Raw genomic sequence first — 12,887 nt, 5'->3', positions numbered from 1 at the left:
CTAATGGCAAAAATTATTGTCGTAACTTCCGGTAAAGGTGGCGTAGGTAAAACTACATCGAGTGCAGCAATTGGTACGGGGCTAGCACTGAAAGGCTATAAAACAGCCATCATCGATTTTGATATTGGCCTACGTAACCTCGATTTAATAATGGGTTGTGAGCGACGCGTTGTTTATGATTTTGTAAATGTAATCAACGGCGAAGCAAACTTAAACCAAGCGCTTATCAAAGATAAGCGCGTAGAAAAACTTTTCATTCTTCCTGCATCTCAAACTCGTGACAAGGACGCTTTGACTCGTGAAGGAGTTGAAAAAGTCCTAGAAGAACTAAAAGAAGAATTTGACTTTATCATTTGTGACTCCCCTGCTGGTATTGAAGCGGGTGCGATGATGGCGTTATATTTTGCAGATGAAGCAATCGTCACGACAAACCCTGAAGTCTCATCAGTAAGAGATTCAGACAGGATACTTGGTATATTACAAAGTAAGTCCAAGCGCGCAGAACAAGGTGAACAGCCAGTAAAAGAACACCTTTTATTGACTCGTTATAATCCGGAGCGAGTATCTACTGGTGAAATGTTGTCAGTGGAAGATGTTCAAGAAATATTGGCGATTGACTTACTTGGTGTAATTCCTGAGTCTAAATCAGTGTTAAATGCGTCTAACTCAGGACAACCAGTCATTTTAGACAGTGAATCTGATGCGGGCCAAGCATACAGCGATGCAATTGAAAGGCTGCTAGGTGAAATTATCGACTTTAGATTCCTTAATGTCGAAAAGAAAGGTTTACTGAAAAGAATATTCGGAGGTTAATTTGTCTCTATTAGATTATTTCCGTTCAGAGAAAAAGAACAGCGCTTCGCTAGCCAAAGAGCGGTTGCAGATAATTGTTGCACACGAGCGTTCTAAGCGCGGCACCCCTGATTACCTGCCACAGTTAAAACAGGATATTCTAGAGGTGATCAGTAAGTACGTTAAAGTGGATTCAGATGCAGTGAACGTTCAGTTTGAACAAAATGAAGACGATCTAGCTGTATTGGAATTAAACGTTACATTGCCAGAAGATGAGAGCAAGTAACTTAAGCCTTTTAACTAAGGTAGCTGGTTAAAGCAATCTTGCTTCTATAAGCGAATTTTAAGACCTGAATTCTGTTGAACTGTATTCAGGTCTTTTTATATTTACTATTTTTTGACACTGTCCGTGAAAATCCTAGGTTTTCATATTAGAACAAGCAGTGTATTAACCCCATTGTAATAAGCGACTATCTCATCTTTAGAAGCCCAGTATCGGCTTATCCTATGCTTCAAAAGTTTAATTTTTTAGCACTTTTTTTAAGAACTTAACCCCATTGCGTTTGATATGAATGCACTTCCTATTGTTGTTCATCGTGTATTATTTGTCGTCAGTTTTCTATAAAAACTCACCTATAGCTGAATTGAAAATAGCGTGTCTGATAACAGACTTAAAATTTAAGGTGATTTTTCTTTCTTAATTATAATCGCAAGGTCGTTCTTTAATGCTTCACTAAGTTTTTGAACGTGTAATCGCCCCCTTTTTTGAATAATAATTATAGATTTTAATCGGCTGGCATTTTACGTTCGTTTCAAAATACGTAATGTTGTTGATTCTCCATCCTGAATGACATCATCAGCTAACATGCTCTAGAGCCTAATGTGCGCCCTTTACATTAGGCCATTATGGGTTTTGTTGTAAAAGTTGAAGCTGCACATGAGTACTATTGAAGACGGTTGTAATTGATTTAAATTAAGGTTTTTCTAAAATAAAAATTTTAGTTAAAAATATATATTCCTACCTATTGGAATAAATGTGACTTAATTTTTATCTTTGTATTTAATTTAAATCATTAAATCATAGGTTTGCTCTACCTCTTTGTATTTAGCTTTACTTGTTTGTTCACCAAATTAAAATTGTTTTGATTTTTAATCAGTTTTCACTGGTTGCTTTGCTTGTCATATTTCTTTAATGTGTTTTTAATCACTTTTAGGTGGTTGGTTTTTATTTTAAATAATAAGGAAATTTAAAATGGTAAAACACATTGTTACATCAATTATACTTGCTGGATTATTTTCAACTACTAGTTCTTTTGCAAATGAGCAGGAAGAGCTTTTCCAGGGCACTAAAATCTCAGAGAGCATATCTTCATTTGAAGAAAGTATGTTAAGAAACGGAGTTATAGACGAAGAGGCTTACATCCAAGAATACGTATTGAAATTCGGTAATGGTGACGACGGGAAAGCATACGAAAGAGCGTCTTTCTGTCAGGGAAGAGAAGCTGAATATATCGTAAATGTTTATACTTCAGATATTTATAGAGCTGGTACAGACTCAAGAATACACATGCAAATAAACTGGGGCGCAGGCGCAAGCTCTAATTGGGCTCGTTTAGATGTTTCTGGAAGAGATGATTTTGAACAAGGCGCGGTAAATGATTTTTATGTCTTTCTCAGAAACAATGGCTCATTGGCTAATACTGCGCTGACAATAAAAAGCGATGGTTCTGGAGACAAGCATGGTTGGCACCTTGATAGAGTTACCATAGAAGATACGTGTACCGGTGAAGTAGCAACTGCTCGGTTTAATAGATGGATCTCTAAGTCTGTAGGATTAATCTCTACACGAAGAATGCGTTAAAAAAAGAAAGTACTAAAAACATGAATAACAGTTTGGTTATATAACAAGCTGTTATTCATTATTATAAAGTTTATTAGAATGAAACTTTCTTATCCCTTTTAGCTGTTATCTATTGGTATAAAATTTGTGATGTATTAAAATCATTTTTTAAACAAAAAATAAGATGTAAAATAATGGTAATAAACCAAACTGAATTTAAATTGCGCTTCATCAATATCCCGCTTTTTTTACTTTTTGTATTTTCTCTAGTATTTGGCTTTCGAGCTGTGGCGTCTAGCTTTGCTGCAATACCAGATCTAGCAACTACTCCACTTGGAAACAAGGTCGCCGTGTCTTGTCATAACTGTTATAACGGGCCGTGGAACCAGATTTATAATTTGGGGCAGGCAAATTCAAAAATTAATAAAGCATTAAGTAATGGTGCCAATTTAATTGAGCTTGATCTTGCATACAATACAAATAACTCTCCAAACATATGCGTTAGCCACGAAGGTGTTGAAGCCAATTTATGCAAGAGCCCACAGCCAAGTTTGGAAGGAATTTTAAGCAATTCGACACTAAAACGGTCTAAGGCGTCTTTATTTATTGAGATCACTAGGATCACAGCCGAAGACGAGCAAAACTTTACGACCGAATTTTTAGATACTCTGCTTAAATACCCTGAATATGCAGCTTCTCATCGCCCTATTTACTTTCGAGCATTTCAAAACAAGCTAGGTTATTTGACAAAAATTCAAAATGAACTAAACAACAACCACCGCTACGCGTCTATTCGAAACCATGTGCGTTTTTCAGTTCTATACATTGATAGAAACTGGGGAGGTGCAGGTTCAATTAAAGCACTGCAACAACAGATTAAAAAACAAATCGCTGACAATAATTTTCATATTGCAGAGTTTAATTTTCAAATGAAAGACCTATTGAGTGCAACTCGTTACTCAAAATCACTAGGATTGGATGTCGGTATTTTTACGATTCCGCAGCGCTTTGGTGATGCTATGACGGCTGCGCTTAGAAACGAAGTTGACCAAATTACCACTGAATATCGAGTTGATCTTACTCGAGACGTGATAGAAGAGAAAAACCAAATCGCATACTTGAATGCCGCAGACTGCCAATCTCAATCGGATAGTCAGGTGTCTTATTCTTACAATTATCTTGGCGGAAAGAATACAGTAAATGAATTAGTCAATATACCCGCTACGTCAAGCAGTTATGGTACGCCTGCGCTATGGTTTGACTCATCAGGTGAAGATAGATTTTCATGCTCACTCGACTTCAGAAGTAACCAGGGCTTATCATCTCGTGCTTTGTCACTTGGGAATAGGAGTAATGCGTTCGGTGAAGGGTTTTTAGTCACAGCGAATGTTAACTTTGATAAATTGAACACTCTGCCTGAGGGTACTATGGCGATTGTAAATAAAGCACAATCTGGTGGGTTTGCTTTAGAGTTGGCCAAACAAGGAAGCCAAGTAAAAGTAAGATTTGGTGTTCACATTAATGGCGCTTATCGATATAAAAGCTACGATGTAAACAATACAGGTATCCGAGGTGCCAATTCTGAGCTTAACTTAACCGATGCGTACTTTTTAGTAGGCGCTTACGATGGAAATGGTGGTGTTTATTTATGGATAGATAATCAGCAATCTGGACACATTACTAGCTATAACGGCACCGTAACGAGACATAATGAAGATATTCTGATTGGTGCAGATCCAGAGCCTTCTGCGGCAAAAGATGCGCGCTTTTTCTTTGATGGGTTGATTCAACAAGTGTCTGTCTTAGTTTGGGACGATCACAATACAGGCACTAATTAGTGTTTAAAAAGAGTCCAAAATATCATAGCAGCATTTAGGTTCTAGCTTGAGTCAATGCAAAATACTAGGCCCTACCATTTTGGTAGGGCCTAAGAATTGAAAAGAGCACGTGTACTTTCACGGTCCCTAACTTTTCATGTTATTAACACTTCAAGTTAGCATCAGGAAAGTACTGTTCTTTAAATTCGATAAGTTCTGCTTCAGTAATATCAATTAGATTGTATGCTACAAGCTCTTTTACCTTTGGTACTTTGTGCTGTGATAGCGTGTTAAGGCAATCTCTAGTCATATCAGAAATTTTAAATTCATCAATTGACCATTCACTTAACTGTTTGCAAATTTGCCCAAAATCTTCCGGGGGAACATTGAAAAGCTCAATACTAAGCGGTCCAGTCCCCATGTATTGCTCTAAACTAGGAAGATCTGCAAGACTAAACAGTTCATCATTATCATACCCGCATGCATCAAAAAGCTGGTAACCGTTCTTATAGATATTTAATGTGCTAATTGTATTATCAGGACCCGCAAAATACACATTAATCGCACCGCTGTCGTCGATGCTGGATAGCTGTTCAACAGCGGATATGCGGTATGAACTTAACTTATCTGGGGAGTTCCAAGAATAAGTGTGTTGTATATTACCTTTGCTAATAACTAAATCAGAATATGCGTTCGAGTCGCTAAAGTGTTGACAACACCCCTCCTCGGCTTTGCCATCAACATAACACTCAATATCACTGATTAGACTATTAGGCCCAGGTACAAAAACATAACCTGTATAGGGTTTACCCTGAAACTCTAAAACTCGATAGCTCTCCCAATATTCATCCAATAAATCATCAAGTATCCCCATGGACGGCGACTGTTGATATGGAAACTGGTGTTCTTCACTTGTTTCCCCTTCGGTATATGATTGAAAGCGAGTAACAACTCCCTTTTCGGAAAATAGTGCAATGCCCGAAAAGGGCACTCCACTATAATAAACGCGGTTGTCTTTAAGCAATAGAGCCTCAGACAACACGACCATAGGCGCATAATATGGCACTAGGGTGCCCCTTCTGTACTAGTTCTTCCTGTAAGTATTCTAAACCTATCAAGAATTCCAGTACAGTTTTGGCAAGCGTGAAACGATGTACCTGCGCCATCACCTTTTAATCGAACCGTGGCAATCCTAAATTGACTGGGGCTGACATGTGGATATTTGTGCAGTATAGCGTTTGCAGCTCTAACCTCAGCGTGCAGTGCAGGCGCAGCTGCGTGTGTTGATGAGATTAATGTTCCATGCTCTTGTGCATTTTTTAAATATCGCTTTATTTCAGCTTCCATAATTGGATGCAAGGGTTCGACGTCCGATTTATAGAACTGGTTTTTAATGTGATTTAAGTATTTCTCATGATCTGTAATAACCAAGGTTTGAGGTTTCGAACCATATTCAATACCGTTTTCTGGTTTCACTATTTTATTTAGCTTTGAAGGTTTTCCTGTGAAATTAAAGAAGGTCTTAGTCGTAGTATCTATTGACAAGCCGGGTACAAAAGCTTGGGCTATCGCTGTTCTATTTTTAACCTCAGGTGTATTGCCGTCACCATGCTTAAGTAAATATTCAGCTTCGTCAATTAGTTGTCGAACAAAGTTCTTCTCATCATTTTGCATGATCTTCCGAGCAAGATCTTCCCTAGTTGTGCGCTTTAGTGCGTTTTTAAGAGCAGCAGATCCAAGTTTAGCCAATAGTGGAGCAGAGGCGAAATTCTCCAAAGCTTCAAATAGAGGTAAGTGTTCAACATATCTATTCCAGCGATTCTGGAATATCTCTCTAATAGCTTCAATACCTTTAACACCATGCAAATTTGCGGCGTCAATCGTTAACTTCATTTCGACGAACGCATTCACAGCACCAGAAGTAGCCGCCATCTGACCGAACTCTTTCCAGTTAAAATGTATTATCTGACTATCGAGGTTATTTAAAGAGTTTGTAACGGACATACCATACTCTTCTACAAGTTCGGCCTGTTGTACAGGGGTACCTTTAGAAAGGAGTTCCATAACAGCAATATCATGCAGAAGTGCAGCCTCAGCCCCTGAAATTTCAGTATTAGCCAGCGTGCTATTATTAAATGCAGAAGGAAGTTTAACGCCATCCTTAAGCAAGTCACCAACCGTATAAGTTTCTAAAAATGCAGCTTGCAGTAGTTCGTATTCTTCTAGAGCGCCAAGGAGTACAACCGCCCTTCTATGCTCGAGGCTCATTGTTCTAAAAGTAGAACCTTGAGAAATAGCTTGTCCGTTGCTAGCAGCAGAGTTAATCGCACTAGCTGTGCCTTTTGCAACAAATGCAGAAAGTCCGGCGATTAGCCTAGTTATATCTGCACTCTGGGCTTGTAGTGTATTAAGTTCAGATATTGCCTCACGAAGTCGCGTCCAATTATAGAGCTCTGTTGGGCTGATTTTATTGTTTTCAAAGTAGTACTTGATTTCTTCTGCGGACATACCGGTCGCATCGACGCCGACATGCTTTTGCAACCAAGCAGCTACATCTTCACCTTCTTTAGTGAGCTTATCTACTTGTGGATCATATTGACTCGCGACAAATTTAGCCGCGACTGAACCAGAAGCGCCAGCAGCACAATCTTGCGATTTACTACCTGAAGTCGACTGAACTGAGGCTAAAAGACAACCCGTAGCAGCATGTGCAATATACTTCATTGCTTCATTGAAACTACTTTTCTCAATATTTTGCGTAATCCCCTTACCAACTTCATTTATAGCTTGAAGTTTGAGTGAATTAACGAACGCATTGCCTAAAGTATCAAGAGATTTTCCACTTATGAGCGTCTCAACCCCTGCTCTAACGGCTGAAGACACAACAACTTGAGCGGCTTGATTACCTATAGAAATCAATTCATCGGCGTTGGCTATAGCAGCGTCTGGCAAAATTTTATCAAAGAATTTAATGCCCTCTAGTTCTTGCAGAAGACCCGCAGTTACCATAGAGATAGCCAAAGATCGAAGGTTATCACTTTCGGTGATGGATTTGATAGCGCCATCTATCCCTTCACCGTTGGCGATACTCGTCGCAGCTTGAGTCGCAAGTGTTGCTGCGCCCGCTGAAAGTGCTGCGGCAGAAAAAGTGCCTTGGCCAACAGCCTGTGCAATGGCTCCTTCCGCTCCAATCCAGTTTGCGCCAGCAGGACCCATTGCAACCGATACCGCGATAGCAATAATCGCCATTGCAGCCGGACTTAAGTTGCTTGTTTTTTCGTGTTTGTGGACTTTCTCAAGTTTCGTATAAACCACATCAAGCAAGCTGTTGCACTGTTTAAAGTCGGGATCTGCTTCTATTGCCGCATAGGCATATTCAGAGAAACCGTCTGGTGTGATCGCCGAAGCCTGGGGAGGACAAGCGTATTTCGGATCATTGTATATATCAGCCATCCAAGAGAGGCTCTTGGTAGAGCTTAACCCATTTACGACATCGGTAATCGACTCGCCCTGGTATTGACCTAATTCTAAGGTAAGTCCAGCAGTGGCATTAACACGTACTCCGCCGATGATGTCATTGTATATAGCTGTATCAACAGTATCTTGCTTAGTTTCTGTCTTTATTTTCCAGAAACCTTTTTTCACTTTGTTGTAGAAGTAATGATCTTGCTGTTTCGCTAGAAGTAAATGCACTTTTCCGTTGTGAGCATCTATTTCAGCGCCTTGAGTTGACGTGATTTTGGTAGCTTTTAATGTGATGTCACCATATTCAGAACTGATTACGATACCCTTGCCTGCGTCTAACACAGAGCGGATTGCAATTGTCTCGAATTCTTGTTCAGTCTCAGTGGTTTTACCCCACTTCCTGTCCATGGTGCCAGAGTATTCGTCAAATTCATTGAGAATGTATATACCGTTGTCAGACAGAATTTCGATTACACCTTTATCTGCATGCAACTCAGAAGCAATTATTTCGATAATACCGGATGCATATAGACTAATATTATCTTTTGCAGTCAAAATAGACTGAATATAGTTAGTGCCGTCTTTTGTCTTGTGGCCACCTCTAATCTTAAAGCTCGCTGCGTTTTGTAGTTTGACTGCACCGATCAAGATATTACCGTCAGCTGAAAGTGTAATACTCCCACCATTGGCATTCGCAGTTGCGCCAGCAAACTCCATGTCGCCGTACGTTTTAATTGAAATGCTGCCACCAGCATTTATAGAGGCGATAGAGCCTAAATAGTCTGAGTAACCATGCACCGTTTTAAACCTATGTACAAAGGTCTTTTGGACATAATTGCCCGCGACTATGTCGACGTTCCGTTCAGAGTTTATCTGTCCATAGTTGTATAAAGTTCCTGTCGCTACACCTTGAACTTTACCTGAAGCATCAGGCAAAAAGCTCACACCCGCATAAATACGCGACGCGGAATTGTCGATGCTGATGCTTGATTTAGAGCCGATGACCAAGTCGTTGATAGTGGTAAATACAGTATCGCGCTGTAATTTAATATCGGCATTGGTGATCTGAGCTGATTTGAAAGTTGCATTAGATTTTCTAAACTCTACAGTATGTTGGCCGTCAGTATCACGGTCTTCTACGGTAGCTTTTTGTAGGTGAACAACTGGCACTAATACGTATTCACCTCCTATTGAGCGACGTTCTGGCCAGATAAAGTCGGCCTTCATCGTATCGGCGATACCCTCGGGCAACGTATCGCCAAACTGGTATTTGAAAGTACTCTTACTGGCAACAGTTTTTGCGTTAGCATATAACTGGCTGATTTGAGCCTGTTCGCTGGTAAACGTAGTTTTGTAATAAGTACGTCCTATCAGACGCTTGATTTGCGAACCGATAAGTTTGCGCTGAACAAAGCTATCGCCAACGAGTTTTTTTAGTGGATAGATGGTCCTTTCTTGAGGAACAAAAATAGTGATATCGCCAGCTATCGGGATCCAATCAATAGCGATTTCACTAGGTACACGATGCAAGTAGCTTGACTGTAATACAGAGTGAAACTCTTCTATTGTCTGGTTTGCGTAATTCCCTGGTGGTTTTGGAATATACTTCGAGCGTTCATACAAATATGTTTGTATCGCAGAGCGAGCAAACAATTGCTCAGCAGATAATTCCTGCTGAAAGAGTCCATTTGATGCACTTGTCATCGCCGCAGCAACACTAGGAATAGTAAGCTGCAACATCATAAATAAAGTTAAAACGTAGCTAGTGGCTCTGTGCCATAAAGAACGCTTCATTGTATCCATAGGCGCATTCATTTTAAATTGCCTCCTTGTTCATTACTACCTAACGAAGCAGATGACTGGATTGGTAGTGTGTGAATAGAGCAGCCTTCACACGGTGGTGGCTCAATTGGACCTCCGCCGCCTCCGCCACCGTTGCCGCCACCGACGTAATCAACAGTTTTGGTCTTGTTCGCACTGTAACTTCCGCAGAGCTTATTGCCATTGTATTGCGTACAAGCACGTACTCTATATCGGATTGTACCGTCACCGCGTTTTGAGAAAGTTCGGTTTAGGCCTGTGGAGGTTGCACTGCCAAGTGACGAATCAATTTCATAAGTAGTATTTGGAACCAATACTGGCGACCAGCTGAAGGTAACTGCCCCCGTGTTTTGGTTGTAGCCAATGTCTCTTATAACTGGTGTTTTTGGCTTAGCGTTTTTAAATGTAGAGTAAAGCACTGTTTTAGAGTGGAGGTGACTTGGGTTATAGCTAACAACGTCTGTCACAAATTGAGTGCGCGCTAAATCGTGAAAGAAACGGTTATAGTAACGGAAAGTGATTTCAATATTACCGCTGCTATTTTGAGCTATATCGTATCGGCTATTTGGAAATGAATTGCCCCAGTACCCATTAACTGTTCTTAAATCTGGTTCACTTGGATTGTGATAAAATCTCTGTTGTACAGAACCCGCGCCATTGAAATTACCTTGATATATGGCGATCATTTCTTTAATTTGTGCGTCGGTCTGTTCTGTTCCCGGTACGATCCCATCTTTCGCAGCCTCTGCTGCTATATTTGTGACCCCCGCTGAGTGGTCAGATGGAAAACAGCGCTTATCATAGAAATCTTCTCCATCTAATAACAAGCGGCATTTATAGATAGTGATGACCAAAATGTCGCCGTGATCATATTTGTCTACACGACTGTTGTAGAAGAACATTTTGCCGAATTTAGTGGTTAATAAGTTTCCAGCGTTAACAAAAGCGTCCTGCTCTTTCTTTGTGTATGCTTCAATATAGTCGTCGATACTTTTTTGTAAGAAATCTTCCACTTTAACTTGAGTTTCAACTAATATTTCTGAGCTCAACCCGTCAACATCATCTAAGAAAGAGGTGAATGTAGTTTGTGTGTAGTTGTCTTGGTAATTATCATTGCCACAACCTGTGACAATACATTTTACAGAAGTACCTGCATTGGTTTCTGAAGAAGCCACAATTGCTATTGACGCAAAATTAGTGTTATAGAAATTTGAGCGGCCATGAATTTGCATAAAGCTCATTAAGTTATTAAACACAGTTGATGACGTGCTAGTTAAAGGTGAATAATCAAATCTGCCAAAGCTATATAGAATAGCCATAGGAGATAACGCGTCTACGTGAGTTTCTAACTCGGTCCCATGTGTAATGTGTTTTTCTTCAGTACTATTTTGTTCTTTGCGAGCAAAAATATAACCCTTAGTGTCTACTCTATATCGCTCGTTCTGCATTACAGGGGTATTTATTGTGAAGGTTCCTGGGTTGTCCAAACCTAATATAGAGCTACTGTTTAGCAAATACTTACTCGCGTAAATATTAATAGAGTTTTGCGCCGTGATGCTCACACGTCGTGATTTGGCATAGTTCAGTTCTACTTTATCATCCCATATCTCGACTGAGCGGCGAACTCTATAGTACGGGTTGATGTTCTCAACTTGAGCCGCATTTATTGACAATTCAGAAGCAGAGATATGTGCTGAAAGTTCACTGACTGCAGACGATGGTGTGTTGTATCCGTTGCTGTTGTAAATACCGTAATCTGCGGCGTCTGATAGGTCACTTTGAATTGTTAGGTCGGATTTTTTAGCAATACTAGGCGCGACTTCTTGACGTGAACCATTGATGAAATAGCTGGTATCAAGCGTGACAACATTACCTAATATACGACCACCTAAGTGATTGAAAATAGCATCTTCAGCATATACCTTTAATGAGGTTGCATTGAGTGCCCGGCGGTTATCAAGTATTTTTGAGCCTACCTCTAGGTTCCCTGCGACTTCAATATAGCCGGTATTTTTTAACGTGCCTTTAATTGATATTTCTGAATTATGACTGGCAATCATTCCAGTGTTCTCAAAATGCTCACCACTGAGAATATTTGCACCAGTATCAGATAATAATGTGCCCGCATTAGTGACTTTGCCATGGTTACTTTTTTTACTTGTGGTAACAATATCTATGTTGCCCGTAGGTACGAAGAAATCATCACCGACATGTCCCGATGCCATTAAGTCAGATTGTGTTGATAATTTTGTGCCTTTTGTAATTGTGATAGGTCGTGCACTGACAATTGCAATACCTGCACCGTGAATATTGCCACTGAAAGAGTTTACTGAGCTGACAGTTTCATCGGCATCTACAACTTCATGATTATTGTAATTGACTGTGAGTGGTCCTGTAAAAAAGCTAAACCCTCCATTAACGCCAATTAACCCTGAATCGCTGACAACGTGATTGCTACCCTGTTTCTGTGCTCTAAAAACAGATTGAATATTGCCTGCTGTGCTAATTGTTCTTGCATGTGTTTCAATGGATACGGCATCAGGGGCACTCAAGTTATTTAACGAAACTTTTCCGCCTGATGTATTTGTTAAGTTGCCTACACTACTCATACTTGAAGATAGTCCAGTGGAGTTAGTGGACGCAGCTAGTGTGATCCGTGGGTATCCGGTAAATGAGCAACTAGTACATGAAATGGACCCATTTGCTGAGCCAACAATGAACATGATATTTGCAGAAATATCGCCTGATACAAAAGAAAGCGCACTGTTCAAGCTAATTGTGTCTGCATGTATAACAATTGTTTTTAGCTGATTTTTTGGCGTTATTCCTGGTAATGAGTTGTGATCAAGCATTAACAAGGGACGCGTGATGTTGAAATTTTTCAGGCGATTGTATGATATGCCGTGACTGTTTGGTTCTGTCACGATAAATTTATCGACATCCCCACTTAAATAGTTGGGAGAAGTTTTTGTATTTGTCAGTGTTATCGTGGAAGCGGATGAAATCCACGACTGACTGAGAATCAAAAACAATAAAACGGATTTTAGTAGTTTCATTTGACCTCGTACTATATTAGTTATTATTAATTCGTTTCTACTGAGTATTTCAAGCAGTGTCTCAGTAAAAAGGAGTTGTTAATGGATCAAGGCTTA

General features: G+C 39.9%; 7 protein-coding genes. 4 read left to right on the top strand and 3 right to left on the bottom strand.

Features of this window, described 5'->3' with window-relative positions; genetic code table 11:
- Positions 1 to 3: 3 nt before the first annotated feature.
- The 4 genes from minD to MHN81_RS14345 all read left to right on the top strand — a co-directional run bounded on the left by minD (position 4) and on the right by MHN81_RS14345 (position 4,470).
- Positions 4 to 813, top strand: a complete 810-nt coding sequence (gene minD, locus MHN81_RS14360; RefSeq protein WP_023399187.1) for a septum site-determining protein MinD — start codon at positions 4 to 6, stop codon at positions 811 to 813.
- A 1-nt stretch (position 814) separates the two neighbouring features.
- Entirely contained in the window at positions 815 to 1,078 is a 264-nt protein-coding gene (minE, locus tag MHN81_RS14355) for a cell division topological specificity factor MinE (RefSeq protein ID WP_023399188.1), read from the top strand.
- A gap of 1,098 nt (positions 1,079 to 2,176) precedes the next feature.
- Positions 2,177 to 2,653 carry a PLAT/LH2 domain-containing protein gene (locus MHN81_RS14350; RefSeq protein ID WP_172642407.1) on the top strand — a complete coding sequence of 159 codons (477 nt, stop codon included), beginning with the start codon at positions 2,177 to 2,179 and terminating at the stop codon, positions 2,651 to 2,653.
- Positions 2,654 to 2,826: 173 nt separating this feature from the next.
- Complete coding sequence (locus tag MHN81_RS14345) at positions 2,827 to 4,470, top strand: hypothetical protein (protein ID WP_239426037.1); 1,644 nt, start codon at positions 2,827 to 2,829, stop codon at positions 4,468 to 4,470.
- 142 nt (positions 4,471 to 4,612) lie between these two features.
- On the opposite strand, the gene MHN81_RS14340 is transcribed toward MHN81_RS14345, so the two are convergent.
- From MHN81_RS14340 to MHN81_RS14330, 3 genes are read right to left on the bottom strand one after another with little or no spacing between them, the layout of a single operon-like run.
- Positions 4,613 to 5,515, bottom strand: coding sequence for a hypothetical protein (locus tag MHN81_RS14340; protein WP_239426036.1), 903 nt, complete (start codon positions 5,513 to 5,515; stop codon positions 4,613 to 4,615).
- The gene (locus MHN81_RS14335) at positions 5,515 to 9,729 is read right to left on the bottom strand and encodes a DUF637 domain-containing protein (protein ID WP_239426035.1); all 4,215 of its coding nucleotides are present in this window, start codon (positions 9,727 to 9,729) and stop codon (positions 5,515 to 5,517) included. The genes MHN81_RS14340 and MHN81_RS14335 overlap by 1 nt, the downstream gene beginning before the upstream one ends.
- Positions 9,726 to 12,791 (bottom strand): hypothetical protein, encoded by a 3,066-nt coding sequence (locus tag MHN81_RS14330; protein ID WP_239426034.1) that lies wholly within the window; start codon positions 12,789 to 12,791, stop codon positions 9,726 to 9,728. The genes MHN81_RS14335 and MHN81_RS14330 overlap by 4 nt, the downstream gene beginning before the upstream one ends.
- Positions 12,792 to 12,887 lie beyond the last annotated feature (96 nt).

The organism is Pseudoalteromonas sp. Of7M-16 (genome assembly GCF_022347805.1).
Classification (GTDB): Bacteria; Pseudomonadota; Gammaproteobacteria; order Enterobacterales; family Alteromonadaceae; genus Pseudoalteromonas; species Pseudoalteromonas luteoviolacea_F.
This window is presented reverse-complemented; position numbering and strand designations above follow the sequence as displayed.

Coding starts and splice junctions, on each gene's coding strand:
- MHN81_RS14350 (WP_172642407.1), top strand. CDS start 2,177: ATGTTAAGAAACGGAGTTATAGACGAAGAGGCTTACATCCAAGAATAC.
- MHN81_RS14330 (WP_239426034.1), bottom strand. CDS start 12,791: ATGAAACTACTAAAATCCGTTTTATTGTTTTTGATTCTCAGTCAGTCG.
- minD (WP_023399187.1), top strand. CDS start 4: ATGGCAAAAATTATTGTCGTAACTTCCGGTAAAGGTGGCGTAGGTAAA.
- MHN81_RS14335 (WP_239426035.1), bottom strand. CDS start 9,729: ATGAATGCGCCTATGGATACAATGAAGCGTTCTTTATGGCACAGAGCC.
- MHN81_RS14345 (WP_239426037.1), top strand. CDS start 2,827: ATGGTAATAAACCAAACTGAATTTAAATTGCGCTTCATCAATATCCCG.